The sequence below is a fragment of the Acetoanaerobium sticklandii genome, from assembly GCF_000196455.1.
In the GTDB taxonomy this organism is placed as follows: Bacteria; Bacillota; Clostridia; order Peptostreptococcales; family Filifactoraceae; genus Acetoanaerobium; species Acetoanaerobium sticklandii.
Genome location: NC_014614.1, coordinates 1199409 through 1217268, shown reverse-complemented (window position 1 = coordinate 1217268; position 17860 = coordinate 1199409). Strand labels below are relative to the sequence as shown.

Annotated in this window: 12 protein-coding genes; 3 read left to right on the top strand and 9 right to left on the bottom strand. The window is 31.0% G+C overall.

Annotation, left to right across the window (positions count from 1 at the left end):
- Nucleotides 1-221: 221 nt before the first annotated feature.
- Genes CLOST_RS05505 through CLOST_RS05490 form a run of 3 tightly spaced genes read right to left on the bottom strand, consistent with a single transcriptional unit; the run spans nucleotide 222 to nucleotide 4412 of the window.
- Nucleotides 222-1724, bottom strand: coding sequence for a glycine betaine uptake BCCT transporter (locus CLOST_RS05505; RefSeq protein ID WP_013361274.1), 1503 nt, complete (start codon nucleotides 1722-1724; stop codon nucleotides 222-224).
- A 26-nt stretch (nucleotides 1725-1750) separates the two neighbouring features.
- The gene (gene grdH, locus CLOST_RS05495) at nucleotides 1751-3073 is read right to left on the bottom strand and encodes a betaine reductase selenoprotein B (RefSeq protein ID WP_013361273.1); all 1323 of its coding nucleotides are present in this window, start codon (nucleotides 3071-3073) and stop codon (nucleotides 1751-1753) included.
- 13 nt (nucleotides 3074-3086) lie between these two features.
- Nucleotides 3087-4412 (bottom strand): glycine/sarcosine/betaine reductase component B subunit, encoded by a 1326-nt coding sequence (locus tag CLOST_RS05490; RefSeq protein WP_013361272.1) that lies wholly within the window; start codon nucleotides 4410-4412, stop codon nucleotides 3087-3089.
- A gap of 233 nt (nucleotides 4413-4645) precedes the next feature.
- Between CLOST_RS05490 and CLOST_RS05485 the strand changes: the two genes are divergently transcribed.
- Nucleotides 4646-5320 (top strand): TetR family transcriptional regulator, encoded by a 675-nt coding sequence (locus tag CLOST_RS05485; RefSeq protein WP_013361271.1) that lies wholly within the window; start codon nucleotides 4646-4648, stop codon nucleotides 5318-5320.
- 135 nt (nucleotides 5321-5455) lie between these two features.
- On the opposite strand, the gene CLOST_RS05480 is transcribed toward CLOST_RS05485, so the two are convergent.
- The 4 genes from CLOST_RS05480 to CLOST_RS05465 all read right to left on the bottom strand — a co-directional run bounded on the left by CLOST_RS05480 (nucleotide 5456) and on the right by CLOST_RS05465 (nucleotide 9594).
- A complete protein-coding gene (locus CLOST_RS05480) occupies nucleotides 5456-5995 on the bottom strand; it encodes a prolyl-tRNA synthetase associated domain-containing protein (protein WP_013361270.1) in 540 nt (179 codons plus the stop codon).
- A gap of 135 nt (nucleotides 5996-6130) precedes the next feature.
- Nucleotides 6131-6778 (bottom strand): vWA domain-containing protein, encoded by a 648-nt coding sequence (locus CLOST_RS05475; RefSeq protein ID WP_013361269.1) that lies wholly within the window; start codon nucleotides 6776-6778, stop codon nucleotides 6131-6133.
- Nucleotides 6779-6859: 81 nt separating this feature from the next.
- Entirely contained in the window at nucleotides 6860-7873 is a 1014-nt protein-coding gene (locus tag CLOST_RS05470; protein ID WP_013361268.1) for a macro domain-containing protein, read from the bottom strand.
- A gap of 35 nt (nucleotides 7874-7908) precedes the next feature.
- On the bottom strand, nucleotides 7909-9594 hold the full coding sequence (locus CLOST_RS05465; RefSeq protein WP_013361267.1) for an HD-GYP domain-containing protein: 1686 nt from the start codon (nucleotides 9592-9594) through the stop codon (nucleotides 7909-7911).
- Between the two features lie 261 nt (nucleotides 9595-9855).
- Here CLOST_RS05465 and CLOST_RS05460 point away from each other — a divergent pair, with 261 nt between their 5' ends.
- Nucleotides 9856-11148, top strand: coding sequence for an MFS transporter (locus tag CLOST_RS05460; protein WP_013361266.1), 1293 nt, complete (start codon nucleotides 9856-9858; stop codon nucleotides 11146-11148).
- The gene (locus tag CLOST_RS05455; RefSeq protein WP_013361265.1) at nucleotides 11109-12206 is read left to right on the top strand and encodes an ArsR/SmtB family transcription factor; all 1098 of its coding nucleotides are present in this window, start codon (nucleotides 11109-11111) and stop codon (nucleotides 12204-12206) included. The genes CLOST_RS05460 and CLOST_RS05455 overlap by 40 nt, the downstream gene beginning before the upstream one ends.
- 139 nt (nucleotides 12207-12345) lie before the next feature.
- Here the strand turns inward: CLOST_RS05455 and CLOST_RS05450 are convergent, their stop codons facing one another.
- On the bottom strand, nucleotides 12346-14817 hold the full coding sequence (locus CLOST_RS05450; RefSeq protein ID WP_013361264.1) for an EAL domain-containing protein: 2472 nt from the start codon (nucleotides 14815-14817) through the stop codon (nucleotides 12346-12348).
- Between the two features lie 36 nt (nucleotides 14818-14853).
- Nucleotides 14854-17751 (bottom strand): transporter substrate-binding domain-containing protein, encoded by a 2898-nt coding sequence (locus CLOST_RS05445; protein ID WP_013361263.1) that lies wholly within the window; start codon nucleotides 17749-17751, stop codon nucleotides 14854-14856.
- Nucleotides 17752-17860: the final 109 nt, after the last annotated feature.

Below are 17860 nucleotides of genomic sequence, written 5' to 3'. Positions count from 1 at the left end.
CATTGGTTTTTTATTCAATAACAATTATCATTACTAATAAAATAACATAAATGATTCTAAATTTCAATTGATTTAATTTATTTGTTAATAAAAATTCATAAAAAAGAATTAAGACAAAATTAAAAGGACTGTCCCCTGCTGATTACAGGAAACAGTCCACTTGATAATATTTTTAGTTCGTTTTTATGGGTTCTTTAAAATTTCTTGGTTCTTTTACTTAATTATGATGCGATTTTTTTACTTGATTTCTCAGTATTTACTGAGTCTTCTTTTAAGGCCTTTAGTAAGGAGAAGCATGCAAATACCATTACAATTGCAAACGGAAAAGCTGCTGCTATAGAAGCTATCTGAAGTACACTTAATCCCCCTGCCATCATTAATGAAAAGGCCATTAGTGACTGAATCGTTCCCCATATAAGTTTTTTCTGAGTACTTGGATTTAAGTCTCCATTTGAAGATAACATTCCTAGTACAAACGTTGCTGAATCTGCTGATGTAACGAAGAATGTACATAATAGTAATACTGCTATCATAGATATCAAATTACCATATGGCATATGCTTCATAACAACAAAGAATGCTGTTTCAGTTACTTGTATTGCTTCTGATGCAATTTCTGGTCCAAGATTAATTCCTATTGTACCAAATATTGCAAACCAAACAAAAGATCCAAGAGCCGGTACCAAAGTAACCCCGATAATAAATTCTCTTATAGTTCTTCCTTTAGATATCCTAGCAATAAATACTCCAACAAATGGTGCCCAAGCAATCCACCATGCCCAGTAGAATATTCTCCACCCTCCAAACCAACTATTATCTCCAAATGGTTCAAGATTCATGCTTTCCTGAATAATATTGCCTAAATACATTCCTAATCCATTAGTCAGAGAGTTTAAAATCATAACTGTAGGTCCTACAATTAGAGCTAAAATCATCAATATTGTCGCAAGTCCAATATTTGCATTTGATAGGAACTTAATTCCTTTATCCAAACCGCTAACTGCTGAAATCATAAATAAAACAGTTACTGTTACTATTATAATTATACTTACAGTTGTATTAATTGGTATTCCAAATAAATAATTTAAACCACCATTTATTTGAAGAACTCCAAGTCCAAGTGAAGTAGCTACCCCTGCAACTGTTGCAAAAATTGCAAGAATATCTATAGTTTTTCCAATAGGTCCTTTAACCTTTTCTTCTCCTAGTAAAGGTATGAAAATACTGCTTATTAATCCCGGCTTTCCTTTTCTAAATTGCATATAAGCTAGAGCTAAAGCTATAACAGAATAATTTGCCCATGGATGAATCCCCCAGTGGAAAAACGAAGTATATATAGCAAAATTTGCCGCCTCCGACGTTCCAGCCTCCATATTCATAGGTGCCATGAAATGATTAAGTGGCTCTGCTACGCCCCAAAATACTAATCCAATTCCCATTCCTGCTGAAAAAAGCATTGCAAACCATGATATATAGCTATATTCTGGTTTTGAATCATCATCTCCGAGTCTAATTTGCCCGAATTTACTTACTGCAATACCAAACATGAATATAACAAAGAAAAACATTGCCAATAGATAAAACCAACCAAATTTATCTGTTAAAAAAGCAAATAGTCCATTTGCCACTTGACCAAATCCCTCAGGTGCTAGTATTCCCCATAATGATATCGAAAAAACTACTATAAGCGAAATTAAAAATACAGAATTATCTTTTCCCTTCATATTCTTTCACTCCCCTTGGATTTGTCTTATATTTTAACTTTAAATACCGTTTGCTCCTTTATATCTGTCGATAAAGCATCAAGAGCTACACCAACTCTGTGATATCTCAGTTTGAACTGCTCTTTTGAAGTTGTTGCAGGATCTCCAAGAGGATATGGTATAGATATTGTTGGTACAATCCTATTTGAACCTACTGTAAGTGCAACTGGAACTAAATTTGCCATTTGAACTATTGTTATTCCAGCTTTTTCTATTTCTTTTGTCATCGTTGCTCCGCAACGAGTACAAGTACCTCATGTAGATGTGAGAATTACAGCTTTTACTCCTGCTGCAAGCAATTCATCAGCAATTTCTCTTCCCATTCTAGATGCTTCAGCTTGAGTTGTTCCTGTTCCAACTGTAGAATAAATGTATTTGTATACACCCTTAATTCTACCTTCATTTTGATATTCTCTTAACGCATCTAAAGGAACGATTACATCTGGGTCAGCATTTGCCGCTGCAGGGTCAAAGCCTGCATGAATTGTCATATACTCACCTGGTAACAGATCATTTAGCTCAGATACATCATATTTCCCCCATTTTGTTGCTGATGCTGATTGTATTCTATCAGGATTGCCAACTGGAACTATACCGCCTGAGGTAACTATAGCAACTTCCATATTTTTCAGTTCATCAATAGATATAGCTGGTGCTATAGGTACGAATTCTGAAGGTGGTATTGGAAGCTCTGTTTTAAACTCCTCATTATTAATTTTCTTTAGAAGCATATCAATTACTCTATCTGTTGCCTTGATTGGAGGATTCGTCCATACTTGTCTTCTTATGCCTCTACCAAAATATCCTTCTTCCTCTGCTGAAAAAACCTCTTCATTACGGAGTAATTTAAGAGCATAGCTAGCCATAGCTTTGATATCAGCTCTCATAGAAGCAGCACTAGCTCCTCCTTTAAAAATGATTAGCTCCTTTTTAAACATTTCAACACCTGGATTTTCATCATTCATTGATGTTAATACAGGAATATTAAATGATTTATTTACAGCTTTACAAATATTACCACATGCCGAGCCATATCTACCTGCTCTAAAAGCTGGTCCTGCAAAGAATATATCTACTTCTTTATCTTTAATGAATTCTAATATTCTTTTAATAGCTTCATCTTGATTAGAACCCATAAAGTTGTCTCCACAAATTATAGTATGTGTAATTTCAACTTCATCTCCTAGCTGCTTATTTAGTTCTAAAGCTGGTCCTACGAGTCCTTCTCTGATTTCAGGTTCATATCCAGCCATCTCTTCTCCACCAATTTGACCAAAAAATTGATTTATATAAAGAATTCCTTTTTTCATTTTATCTCCTCCTCTAGAATTCAACCATTGTTTTAGTAGACCATCCAGATACCCTATCTCCACAGAACATAGCATTGTTTTCCATAATAATCGATCCGTCTTCTCTTACAGATGATCCAAGAATTTCATCATTTCCCCAGCCACCTGATAATCCATCTCTTGCTAAAGACTCAAGATCTCCTATAACTGTTTCCATAGGTGGAAGAATTATTAACTCGGAAACATTTCCACACGAAACTATCGCATCAGCTTTTTGATCAAGTGTAACTAATGGCTGTGACGCTCCATCTCTTCCTGTACACTCATTTGTTACTCCTACAGTTTTTATTCCTGCATTTTCTAATGCAACTATGCAAGCTATAAAATCTGCATCTGGATTTCCGTAGCCTTCTTCTGCAACTACAGCTGCATCAACCCCTAATGATTTTGCTATTTGTGCTACGAATAAAGCCGCTCTTTCTTTTTGCTCTAAGGCAACATTTAAGTTAGACATTATTACGCCTACAAAATTAATAGTATTTCCATGTTCTTCATAAAGTCTTTTTATCATTGGATAATTTTGAAAATCATAGGTCGACCATTTTGATGAACAAGGCATAAATGAGCCTGAAATAACTGCTCCATCTAATATTTCATTTGGATGCATAAATGTAGGAAGCATATGGTTTGCATCCCAGCCATAAACCAAGTCATTATATCCCATTTCTTCCATTTGGGACTGTGGTTGCATCACAAAGGCTACATTTGGAAGCATATTTTCTTTTTCAGTTCTTTTTGTAAGTGGGTTTAGCTCATAAACTTCTATATCTTCTGGCTCTAAATTAGCAACCGTTTTCCCTAAGTATTCAGAAAGTCTCATCCCAGCCCATCTTAGTGCTTTGTTTTTCTTTTGTTGCTCATTTTTTTCAAAATCCTCATTCGTGTCTGCAACAAGACAAATATTTAGCAGCTCTGAAAATAATGTATATTTTGCTCCTTCTCCGCTCATATCAATTAGACCATCTTGGAATCCGCCCCATTTTTTCCCTACTACAAGCACGCTCGAATTCTTTAGTGCATACGTAGCGCCGTTTCCAGCTTGCATAAGCTCACCTGTTACTCCTGGAAAAACCGGTCCTCCTTCAACTCTATATCTAGGCTCTATCGCTTCCTTAACAGGTACTATTCTCACCTTATCTCCTGGTTTTGCTATTATCAAATCAGCATCAGTGATATTTTCATCTTCATATACTACTCTCAAAGCCTCTTCCTTATTTATTTGTAATATACCTTGCTCAAACTTTGTTGTTTCACCAAAAATAATGTCTTTAACATAAAAATTGCCTATTTTCAGTTTCATGCATTTTCCTCCTTTGATAGAAAAACTTTATAAGGCTAATAACATTTCGTTATAAATATAACGTTGTTAAAATAATACTATTATTTAGATTATTCTGTCAACATAATTATAAAATAATCATGATTAAATAATGATAAATAATTTATTTTCTTTTAACATAATCTTTATATGGATTATAATAAAAGTATGTCTCCTGCTTATATTGACTAAATATTAAAATTGAGAGGTTTATTATGACAGAAATAATAGATAAAAAATTAATACAACGAAGAAGAATAATGAAGTACTATATCGAAGCTACATATAAAATAATGGAAGAAGAGGGAATTGATATGGTAACTATTAGAAAGATATCCGATATCGCAGGATATAATAGTGCCACCCTATATAATTATTTTGAAAATTTAGACCATCTTATTGCTTTTGCATCACTAAAATATTTAAAATCCTATGCTGATAATTTGATCAACTATACGAAAAAATCAAAAAACTCATATGATAAATATTTGAGAATATGGGAATGTTTTTGTTATTATTCTTTTCAAAATCCCGTTTTATATCATAAGATTTTCTTTGAAGAGTTTGGCAATAATTTGAATGTTGCCCTTAGAGAATACTATGCTATTTTTCCTGACGAACTTACTCCAGATGACGATATAGATTTAAAAAATATGCTACTTCAATACAATATTTACGATAGAACTGCTCAATCTCTTGAAAAATGTGTAAAAGATGGTTATCTAAATCAAAATTACATAGATAAAGTAAGTGAGCTTTCACTTCTTATTTACGAAGGAATGTTAGACAGAATAATATCTAAAATGTGGAAAGGTACTTTAGAAGAAGCCACGGAAAGAACAATATATTATATTTCCAAGTCCATTGAAGCATATAAAATAAATGATTAGCGTTGTATTCACAATAAAAAACGTATACAGTTTTTAAAATTAAAAACCTGTATACGTTTATATTGTAAAATCAACTAAGTTTTCACTAAATATGGGCTATTTATATTTGTTTAATGGGTCTGGTTCTTATTTAATTTATAATGATATTATTGTGGGCTTATGATTTATATAGGGAAGAAATTTATCAATTAAATCATTAGTTTTAATCTTTAGGTGGCTAGTATTAACTCCTGGATTACATCCAAACCAATCATTTTTTGCTACTTCATCGTCAATTACAAGCTGAACCCTATTATCCTTATCGTTAATAAGACTCATTACACTTGCATTCCCAGGGAGAACACCTAAATATTCTTCCATAAGCTCTCCAGATGCGAATGATAGCCTTGGCACATTTAAGGCTGCAGAAAATACTTTTGTATCAAAAGCTTTGTTTGCTGGCATGATAAGCAGAAAAAACATGTTTTTTTGTCTATTACACAAAAAAATGCTTTTCCTTATTTCTGCTCCTAGTTTTTCTGATATTTCAGTGCACTCTTCCATAGATGAAACTTCGTCATTGTCCACCCATTCATATTCCAAACAAAGTTCATTTAAAATTTCATGGCTTTTTAATTCAATATTAGTTCTTTTTCCTTTTGGTAAATCTGATTTTATTTCGCTTATGTTTATCATCCTTAATCCCTCCTAAGAATTACATTCATAAATGAAATTGAACATTGATTTTGATTAAATATAAATTTGTGCACGAAAATAAGGTATAATCATTATATAAGAATATTATACCTTATTTTACTAGTTATGAAATTATTATTTAGCTCTTGAAATATAGTCCTCTTCTATACGTTTCTTCCACTCTTTAGTCATTTTCTTATTTGATCTAAAACAAGTTAGCGCTTCGCTTACAACTTCATAATTTAATGACACTCCTTGGCTATCAGCCTTAAAATTAGTAGCCATATCCTTATTAATTCCAAACCTCTGTGCTGTATCAATTGCATCAATATTTGCACCTAAAAATATAAATTCCCATCCATACTTTTCTTTTTGATATTCTATCATTTTCTTGATTTTTTTATAGCTATACTCTACGCTCGCATTTTCCATTCCATCAGTTGTTATCACAAAAATTACTTTATTAGACTTTGCATCCTTATTGACAGTTTTTGAAATAGATATCATCAGGCTTAAAGTTCTCCCTATTGCATCTAGCAGTGCCGTAGTTCCTCTCACAAAATATTGCTTTTCAGTGATTGGCTCTACCTTTTCAATATCTAATCTCTCATGAATTAGTTCGTATTCATCATCAAATAAAACTGTAGTGACTTTAGCACTTCCATTTTGATTTTTCTGTTTTGAAAGCATGGCGTTATAACCGCCTATTGTGTCACTTTCAAGTCCTCCCATAGAGCCACTTCTATCTAGAATAAACACAAGTTCAGTTAAACTTTCTTTCATAAAAAAACCTCCAATCATTTGGTATGATTAGAGGATATCATTTTTTATATTATTAATGGTCGCCTAGTAAGCGACAAATCATCATCCTCCGAGGAGATTTTGATCAAACGCAAATAGCGCTTCATTTATTTCAAATATATCATAATTTTTATTTTGAATAAAATATTCTATAATCAAATCAAACTTATTGCTATGAGATAATGCATACCCTGCTCTAAGAAGTAAATCTTTAGTTTCATCTAAATTAAGCTCTAGGGCAATAGCAAAAGCAATAGCTGTAGGTTTACTAGGTCTGTAATAAATATCATTTCTAATTTTAGAAAAAAGCTTTCTGTCTATATTAGCTCTTTTATAGGTCATTGCATCAGTCAGTTTTTTCTCATCAATAAGACCGAGCAATCTTTGTGAAAAAGTATCATCTAGCTGATTTACAACCCCAGCTAAATTCCTTTTATATTCTTTTTCTACTGATTGTTGATATGACTTCTTTACAGTTTCTTCATATACTTTATTTAAATAAAATACTCCTGCTTCTCTATTTATATCTCTACTTTCATAAGGTCTATCTTCAATATACCTATCATCTATATATTCTTCTATCGATGAAAAAAGCTTTTCAGATATTGTAAATGCTGCCTTATCATAAACAACCAATATAATTTTCATATCATTTTCTAAAAGAAAATCACTAATTGCTGATATAGCTATTTTTAATGCCCTTGCCTTTGGATAACCAAATGCTCCAGATGAAATAAGTGGAAAAGCAAGGCTTTCAAGGCTATAGTTCAAAGCTAGAGCTAAAGAATTTTTGTAGCAATCATATAAAAACTCATCCTCATGAAGTCCTCCACCCTGCCATACAGGCCCAACAGTATGAATGACATATCTTGATGGCAGGTCATACCCTTTTGTTATCTTTGCTTCGCCTACCTTACATCCACCAAGTCCTCTGCATTCTTCTAGAAGTTTATAGCCTGCAGCTTTATGGATTGCACCATCCACCCCTCCTCCTCCAAGCAGAGAAGAGTTCGCAGCATTTACAATGGCATCTACGTCAACCTTCGTTATATCGTCTCTTATAATTTCAAACGGCATTATAATCCCCCTAGCTCATGTATGGAAAATATAAGCTAATCAACTAAAAGTTTTGTTTTCCACTTCCTATTTTCCATTTGCTTTCTAAATAGTAATCTTAATATCAAATCCTTCTGACCTGACTGGATATTTAAATATCTGCATATAAAAGTGTACCCATATCCTAAATAATATTTTACTATTTTAATATTTAAGGTAGTATCTAATTCTATTTCATCAATACTTTCCTTGATATGAATTTGAAACTCTCCTTTAATATTATCCAATAATTCCCGAGCTAAGTCACTATTTTTATCAACAGTAAATATCACTGCATCTCCGCCAAGCTTTATAATATCAACTCTATTCCTTTTATTCAGTTCTTTATTATATAAAATAGCACTATTATTCCATACCATAGAAAAGGTTGTATCTGTTGGCAAAAATCTAATATTATCTAGATAAAGTCTGCCATCTTCAATTTTCTTAACTAGTACCTTGTATTCAAATATTTCACCATTTTTAAAAAAACTAATTGTACTGTTTAGCATCGCATTAATTGAATAAATCTTGTTATCGTAATCATGAATAACAAAGGTTCCTGAATTACCTCTTAGAATTAAGTTGCCTGTTAATGATTTTATATTAGTTTTTTCCATATAGGAAAAGCTAAATGAACACTGAGGAATATAAATTGTACTCCCTGTATTTTCTTCTATAAGATTTTCATTTTCAGTTACTAATATCTTAATCATGGCTTTAGCTAAAGCTGGGTCATAAATCTTACCACTATTTATTTTAAGCTCTTTTATTATGCTATCTACTACTCCTCTTGTTTTGTATGCATTTTTTGAAGAAATTTTATCTACTGCGTCTGCAACTTTTAGAACCCTACTCAAATATGGTATACCTTCTCCACTTAGTCCATCTGGATATCCTGAACCATCGTAATTTTCATGATGGTGTCTCACTATTTTTGGTATATCCTCAAACAAAGTCATACCATGAAGTATAGTTTTTAACATTTCTTCACTTTTTCGTGCATGTATTTTAAATATATTTAGCTCATCATCTGTCAATTCCTCTTCTTTATTTATTATTGCCTCAGGAATAAAAAGCTTACCTATATCATGCAGTAGCGCTGAAAAGTAAAGTAAGGTTTGGTCTATAGGTTCTAGCCCTAAAAATATGGAGAGCTCTATACAATTGTTTGCAACTCCTGTCATATGGTAAGGCATAATAGTATCTTTAGATGCCATAACCTCAGTAAAAGTATCAACAATATAGTAAATTTTCTCATAGTTTGATAGGACAGTCTCAATGTGATAAACAATTTGCAAAAAATACGGTAAATTAAATACACTATTTTCACAGGAATATGAAGGTGGTATATCTGAGCATACAATTAAAGAACCTAGTATATCTGTACGATTACTTGCAGGATTAATGGCATTAATCATATAAACATTTTTCCCGCATTCAAAAGGAGGATTATTACATTTTCTAATTTCACTTATATGGTTTTTTTCGACTATCTCTGAATCAGATATCATACTCTTTATTAAAGAAGCAGTCAAAACATCACTGAAGTTATATTTATATTTATAGTTTATCCTAGTTGTATTGTCATTAAAAATTGCAAAATAAGCACTAGCAACATTAGTAAAATATGAATTTCTTTTTATAAACTCTTTAAAATGAACTTCAAAATCAAAAAATTGAGATAGTGTTGTATTTTCCATATAATCCTCCTAGAAAAAACTCAAGCTTAGTAAATATTATTTACCCTGTAATAAGTAAATTATATCATATATGATTCCCTAGTTCTATATTATTAATCAAAAAGTTGTAATAGATAGAATTTTATTTTAATTATCTAAGATATTAATAAAAATAAGATTTTTTTATAATCAATTTACTTGACTTAGATATTTATCTAATTTAATATATAAATATCTAAATAATAATTATTTTTTAGGTAAATATCTTATGGAGGTTTTGAGATGAATATTTTAAAAGAAAAAAACTTTAGAAATTTAATGATTGGAAAATTCAGTTCTCTATTAGGAAGTAATATGCAACAGTTTGCTTTATCCCTGTATGTATTATCCATCACAGGCTCAGCTCTTATATTTTCAAGTATGCTTGCAATTTCAATAATTCCTAGAATATTATTATCACCTGTAGGTGGAGTTTTTGGAGATTGGTTTGATAGGAAAAAAACTATAATAAGATTAGATTTAATTAACGGTTTTCTAATCGGGGGATTTGCTTTATACTTTTATATAAACGGTGGCATGAGTTTAATAAGTATCTATGTTTTAGTTTTCTTATTAGAAATAGTTGAAATATTTTTTGACAGTGCCATGGGAGCAGTTATTCCTAGTATTATGCCAAAAGAAAGATTACTTGAAGCCAATAGTATTAAATCGATGATCGATAGTATTTCAAATATAGCATCTCCACTAATAGCATCTTCACTTTACGCTTTCTTCGGGATGCAGCTTCTATTGATAATTAATTCTATAAGCTTTATACTATCTGCAATTTTAGAAATGACTATAGAAGTTCCAAAATATAATAAGGAGCCTGAAAAATTAGATTTTAATAATTTTAAAAAGGATTTTATTTCAGGAATTACGGTTTTAAAAAAACATAAAATTTTAGTAAATATAATAGGCTTTGGTGTGTTTTTAAATTTTTCAATCGGTCCTCTTCTAAGTGTAGGATTGATATTTCTGTTCTTTAAAGTCTTCCATAGTACTGAGATTCAATATGGAGTACTTACTACCTGTATTGGAATATCCATGCTACTAGCTCCTGTAATAGTTGGAAAAAAAGCAAAGTCTATGGATATTGGCAAACTAGCAATTCAAACCTTTTTCGCCATAAGTATTATTATTTTACTAATTGCATTCTTTTCTAGTAATATTTTTATTAATTACTTTGATACAACGCTAGTCCCAATGTTAGCTATAGGCATCATGGTATGTATAGTAACCTTGCTTTCGACAATCGTAAATATTTCTTTAGGAACTCTTTTGCAGACTATAGTTCCTAGAGATTTTATAAGCAGAGTCGGATCAGTGATGAATTTAGGTCTACTTGCTTCAATCCCTTTGGGGCAGATTTTATTTGGATTATTAGTAGAAAAGGTATCTATTTCATTAACAATTATTTTTGTTGGGATTATAGTCCTGCTTGCCACTATATATTTTAAGAAGCCATTTATAACTAATGAACAAGAGGAGGAGTCATGCAATATAAATTTTTCGCCACTGAAAGCAAAATCATAGACTTAATTACTTTTCCAGAATGCTTAAGATTTTCAGAAAAAAAATCTAGAGATTTAGATATTGATTATTACAATGACTATATTTTAGAGGATACATTTGAGTACTATGAAGCCCTTGCAACTAAGCTGAAGCCTTTTGAAAAAGAAATTAACAGATTTTATTTTTCGAATTTATCTATGCCTGTGATGCTAACTAAGCTAAATTCCTTTTTCGGCTATGATTCTGTTGATTCTTATCTTAACAAACTAAAAAGTCTTACTGAAGACGAGCTATTAAGAAGCTTTCTGTCAAAGATATACGCTAGCATTACTGAAAATGATAAGATTCTTCATGCAGAGGATATATACGATGATGTTACTAAGTATATGAATGATAAAAATAAGCAGATTGATTTACTAGAACAGCTTGATGCCAACGATGAAGAAAAATGGAAAATTTCTTCACTTCTTAGGCAGCCAAAAACCATGACCAATGAGTGGATTTCATTAATTGAAACTCTTATTCCATTATTTGAAAACGAATATAGACTTAAAGAATCTAAGATAATTGAATTTGGAAAATTTGTAGAAAAAAAGCTTAATGATTCAAATGGAGATGCTTTACCTACTATGACAGATAATTTACTTAATAAAAAGCTTCTTCCTAGTGGTAACATTCTCATATCCTTTATAAATTCATATGCTTTAGAAATTAATACTAGTGATAAAACGCCTTATCTAAGGTGGGGAATTGATGTCGAGGATTTTCTTGAGCTGATACAAAACGCAAAAGAAAACGAACTAAAGGATCGTGTGCTTTTATTCAAAAACCTAGGTGATAAAACTAGATATGAAGTTATAAAGCTCATAGCTCAAGGAGCTACATCTGCAAAAGAAATAGCAACTACGCTCAATGTCTCTCAAGCTACTATTTCTTACCATTTAAACAACCTTATTTCTTCAAAGCTACTTATTTTAGAAAGAGATAACTCAAAGTATAGCCATAAAATTAATTTTGATATTTTAGAATCCGCTTACAAATCTATGATAGCTGATTTTACTCCTAATCAAATCAAATAAAGCTATATTCTATACGATTAATAAAGCATTTTTATAGTCAAAAAAAAGCTACTTAGAAAAATAAATTTAATGCAATATATTGATACTAAGCATCATAACAATCAATATACTGCTCAATTTTTTTCTAGGTAGCTTTTTCTTATTTTAAAAATTCAATAGCTTTCTCTTCATCCAGAGGTCTGCTTATAAAATAGCCTTGAATCCTATCACAGTCAGAGCTTTTGAGATAATTCATTTGCTTTTCATGCTCCACACCTTCAGCTACTACGCTATGTCCCAGTTTATGAGCCATTGATATAATATCTCCTGTAATTGCTTCTTCTGGAGATAAATACATAAGCTTATCTATGAAGGATTTGTCTAACTTCAAGCAGTCAATATTCAAGTCTCTTTCTCTAGATAAAGATGAGTATCCAGTCCCAAAATCATCGATAGAAATTTTCAATCCTATCCTCTTTAAATCATTTAGTATTATATTTAAATAATCATAGTCCGATGAATAAATAGATTCTGTTATTTCTAAAATAATATTTTGTGGATTTACATTTTTCTCTTTAATTATTTTAAATAGCTTTTCGGGAAAATCCTTCTTAAATAACTGAATTACAGAGAGATTAATTGATATATCTATATCATCAAAGCCAAGAATATTTAATCTGAATAAGAAATCTAGCGATTTTGATATTATTTTTTCTCCTATAGGAATAATAAGCTTTGTCTCTTCTGCAATTGGAATAAATTCAAGAGGCGAAATAAATCCTAATTTTTCACTGTTTATTCTAGATAGTGCTTCAAATCCAGTAACTTTATTTGCTTTCAAATCAAAAATTGGTTGGTACTGTATATATAAACTGCCATCTATATGAAGCTGAGATATTTTAGTTAATTCATGTTTGATTTCTTGTTCTCTCATTACCTCTGTTTCTAATTTATTATCATATACACATACCCAGTAATCTCTGTCATTTATTTCTATTGCTTTTTCTGATGCTATTAGCAGTTTTTTAAATAAATTATCTACATTGTGTTCTTCATAGCCAATTTCAAGTATTCCTATTCCTACGCCTACTCTTTCTGCGGAAATATATGGCTCCAAGGTTTTTGCTAAGCATTCTCCAAACTCTTTTAGTTCTTCAATATCTTCGTAATTATTTACATAGAAAACAAATCTATTTTCATATGTGCTAAATAACAATCTTTCCTTCGTTACGTGGACATTTAAGTTTTCTACAATTACTTTAATTAACTCTTGAATATATTGAAAGCCATACATTTTATTAAGAGAACTGACTGCACTTAAATTGATTCCAACTAAAGCTAGATTTGCTTTCGATTGGCTTTTTATATCTCTTAAAATCAGCTCCTCTAAATAGTTTCTGTTATATAGGCCAGTCCACCGATCATGTTCATTACTATATTTCAGCTCATTTTCCATTGCTTTTCTATATGAAATGTCAATTACAATTCCCTCTAATGCTTCTATATTGCCATCTTTGTCAAATATCCCTTCGCCTAACTCTATCACCCATTTTTTTTCTTTTGTTGAAGTAATAATTTCGTATTCATAGCTAAAGCTATCTCTATTTCTTAGCACTGTCTTCCATTCATTACTTAGAATTTCTCTATATTCAGGAGATATTATATCATTATATGATAATTCCTTGTTATGAAGTAAGCTATCAGCTTTATACCCTGTAAGCTCATAGCAGCCTTCCGATACAAACTGCATAGTCCAGTCATCATCATAATTACACCTATATGCAAGTCCTGGAAGATGGGATAAAAGCACTGATTTACTTCTCTCACTTTCAATTAATGCATTTTCAAATGACTTTCTTTGTGTAATATCTTGAATCAAGCAAATTTGATTACAGGGACGTTCAGGAGAAAGATAGATATTTGACATAATTAGGTGAACCCATACAACTGAACCATCAGGTTTTATAATTCTTTTATCAATAGTATAGCTTTCGAGCTCTCCAGTCCTAAGCTTATTATTATAAACAAGCTCATCATCTAAATCATCTGGATGGGAAATATTTTCCCATCCTAGGCTAATCAATTCATGCCTGCTCCTTCCAGTTATGTTTAGAAACATTGGACTAAAAATGCAGTATTCATCCCTCCAGATATTATTTAAATCCGAGCTATAGGAGATAGCAATTCCAATAGGTGCTTGATTAATAATCAAATCTAATGTAAGCCCTTGTTCTTGTAACTGCTGTTCTAGAATTCTTTGAGTTTTTAATAATTGAGCATGAACTTCTATCCTAGCCTTTAAAGAATTCATATGAATTGGCTTACGAATATAATCAACTGCTCCCATCTGTAAACCTCTTATTTCATTATCAATTTCGTCATAGCTAGTTAATATAATGGTTTTGATATTTTTATCCTTATATCTTGAATTTAAAATTTCGAGTACTTGAAATCCATTCATATTTGGCATATTTAAATCCAAAATCATTAAATCAATATCATCACAGTTTTCTATATATTCTATGGCTTCAATTCCATCACAAGCAGTATAGATACTATAATCCTGTAGCATATTTTTAATTATCATACGATCTGAGGCTGAATCATCTACTAATAATATTTTTACAAACATAACCATCCTCCTATAGCTAAACCAAACTGCTCGCAGTTAAATAATTCCTTCAATTTCTTTCATCAATTTATTAAATAGTATTGTAAAATTCAATCTATTAACTTCTATAGCTTTATCATTATTATCAGATAGAGATTTTTGTAACCTAATAGCAGCTTCGTAAAGGCTTTTAGCTCCAATACTGCCTGAACTACTTTTTATTTTATGAACTAATTTTTCTGCATCATCATATCTTCTATCATAAATTGCTTGAGAAATTAAATCTGCTGTATTTTTATTTTCTTTTAAATATTCATTTAAAATATCATGATATAACTGTCTATTTCCTCCCATATATTTAAGGCCAGCTTCTTCATCTAGTACTTTCTCGTTGTAATCATTTGTATTCTCTGCTTTATTAAGCTCCTTCATATTAGAATTTATAATAATCTCTTTTACAAGTGAAATTAGCTTATCTGGAGCAAAAGGCTTGCTTATATAGTGATATATTCCACTTTCTTCACATTTTTCTCTCACTCCTAAAATTACATCTGCAGTCATAGCCACAATAGGTATTTCACTTGATATCTTTCTTATTTCATTTGCTGCTTCATATCCATTCATAACTGGCATATGAAGATCCATCAATATCAAAGAAATATCATTCATATGAATTTTGAATTTTTCAACTGCAATTTGTCCATCGTTAGCGACTATACATTCTATCCCAACCTGTTCAAGGATTGATTTTGCTATCATTTGATTTGTTTTATTATCCTCAACCAACAAAACCTTATATATTTTATCTAATTTTTCTAAATCATTTGATTTAGTTGTGCTTATGCTTGATGCTGAAACAGCTGTTAGATTAAATATATCGAAAATAGCATTAAGTAAGATTGAAGGAATAATTGGTTTTCCTATACCCACATCTATATTGTGCTCATTTAGATTGTCAAATAAATCCTCTCTCATCATTGGAAGCAAAATGATTATCTTAGGCATTTTGGCAATTTTAGTATTGCTATGAACCACATCCACAAATCTAAATCCTCCAGATGCAGGAGTATTGTAATCTATAATAATCAAATCAAATGGCTTTGCAAACTTTCCATCAGCTGCTTCTAACATACTAAGAGCACTTTCTTCTGAACTAGTAAGCTCACAGTGCATCCCAAAAGAGCTAAGATAACTATCGATTAAATTCATACTTGTTCCTGATTTTTCTAAAACCAATGTCCTCAAACCGCTAAAATGTTTAGTTGATAATTTAGCTAAATATTCATCTTCTTTAATTTTATCAGCTCTTAGAGATAAATTTATAATAAATGTAGAGCCTTCATCTGGAGTAGAAAAAACATTTATGCTTCCACCCATCATTTCAACTAGATTTTTAACTATTGATAGTCCTAACCCTGAGCCTCCAAACCTCCTATTAATACTACTGTCTCCTTGCACAAACGGACTAAACAATTTTTCTACTTGCTGCTGAGTCATTCCTATTCCTGTGTCTTTAATGTTAAATGATATATGATAAATATCACTTTCTTTAGCTATTAATCTTATATCCAAGGCTACCTCACCTTTTTGAGTAAATTTTGCAGCATTATTTAATATATTAAGTAGAACCTGCTCAATTCTTTTTGGATCCCCAATAAACCAATTTGGTAGCTGAGAGTCTTTTGACAACCTAAACCCTATCTCTTGTTCCTCTATTTTATATGAAACAATATTTACTACATTTTGAATTATATCGTCTATACTAAAAGAAGCTTCCTCTATTTCAACTTTTCCTGCCTCTATCTTAGAAAAATCCAAAATATCATTTATTATGCTGAGCATGTTGTTAGATGCTTGAGTTATCCTGTCCACATACATACTCTGGGTTAATGAAATATCAGTTTTTTTAAGAAGATATGCCATGCCTGTAATTGCATTAAGAGGTGTTCTTATCTCATGGGACATCCTAGCCATAAATCCTGATTTAAACTCATTCGCTTCATCAGCTTCTTTTTTTGCTTTTTTCAAGTCTTTCTGGATTTGCTCTCTAACCCTAATCTCTTTTCTTAAACGAATTATCCAATAAAAAGAAACTCCTAAAATAGCAGCTACAAACGAACCAATAATCAATATAAGCCTTATAATTGGCCCATAATCTAGCTCTACCTCGAACTCAATCCACTTATCATTAATGGCTATTTTATCTTCTTGAGTTATAGAGTCTAAGGCTTTATTTAGTATACTTGTAAGCTCTGGCCAATCTTTTCTCACCGCAAAATACAAAGCCTGTTGTTTTTCAGCTTCAAATGCTATAAACTTTAGATTTGTAATTCCATTGGATTTAATTAAGTAATTTGTAGTAGCTAAATTTCCAACAAATACTTTTTCACTTCCATCCGCTACAGCTGTAAGTGCAGTTTCAACAGAATCATACAGACTAAGATTTATATTTGGATAGGACAAAAGATAACTGTGATGAGAACTATTCCTTTGCACTGCTACAGTCATATTTTTTAAATCTTCTATACTGTTAATTCCACTAATATCATTTCTTGTAACTATGACTCTTTTGAAATAATAATAAGGCTCAGAAAATATAAAATGCTGCTCTCTTTCATCGGTCTTTGATACAGCTGGAAGAACATCAATCTCTCTGGAAAGAGCTTTGTCATATGCCTCTGGCCAAGTCAAATTTCTTTGAATTTCAAACTCAAGCCCTGTCTTTTGTCTTATTAGCTCTAAATAATCAGCTGTAATTCCTTTATATTCATTATTTTCATCATAAAATTCAAATGGAACAAAATTTGGATCTATTCCTAACTTAATAACTGGATGATTTTTTATAAATTCAGTTTCTTCTTTTGTGAAATTCAAGCCTTCAGCCGCAAAAATATTAATTGGATATATAAGTATAAGTATAGTAAGAAAACATAGCATAATTACTTGTTTTTTCATGGTATAACCCCCTATAAGTAAAAAGCTTTTAATCTTTATACCCTTTTTTTATTTCAATACATATTTTTTCAAAAAAATACATATTTATGAAGTACTCTTTATTTCGAGA

Coding starts and splice junctions, on each gene's coding strand:
- CLOST_RS05505 (WP_013361274.1), bottom strand. CDS start 1,724: ATGAAGGGAAAAGATAATTCTGTATTTTTAATTTCGCTTATAGTAGTT.
- CLOST_RS05490 (WP_013361272.1), bottom strand. CDS start 4,412: ATGAAACTGAAAATAGGCAATTTTTATGTTAAAGACATTATTTTTGGT.
- CLOST_RS05485 (WP_013361271.1), top strand. CDS start 4,646: ATGACAGAAATAATAGATAAAAAATTAATACAACGAAGAAGAATAATG.
- CLOST_RS05480 (WP_013361270.1), bottom strand. CDS start 5,995: ATGATAAACATAAGCGAAATAAAATCAGATTTACCAAAAGGAAAAAGA.
- CLOST_RS05475 (WP_013361269.1), bottom strand. CDS start 6,778: ATGAAAGAAAGTTTAACTGAACTTGTGTTTATTCTAGATAGAAGTGGC.
- CLOST_RS05470 (WP_013361268.1), bottom strand. CDS start 7,873: ATGCCGTTTGAAATTATAAGAGACGATATAACGAAGGTTGACGTAGAT.
- CLOST_RS05465 (WP_013361267.1), bottom strand. CDS start 9,594: ATGGAAAATACAACACTATCTCAATTTTTTGATTTTGAAGTTCATTTT.
- CLOST_RS05460 (WP_013361266.1), top strand. CDS start 9,856: ATGAATATTTTAAAAGAAAAAAACTTTAGAAATTTAATGATTGGAAAA.
- CLOST_RS05455 (WP_013361265.1), top strand. CDS start 11,109: ATGCAATATAAATTTTTCGCCACTGAAAGCAAAATCATAGACTTAATT.
- CLOST_RS05450 (WP_013361264.1), bottom strand. CDS start 14,817: ATGTTTGTAAAAATATTATTAGTAGATGATTCAGCCTCAGATCGTATG.
- CLOST_RS05445 (WP_013361263.1), bottom strand. CDS start 17,751: ATGAAAAAACAAGTAATTATGCTATGTTTTCTTACTATACTTATACTT.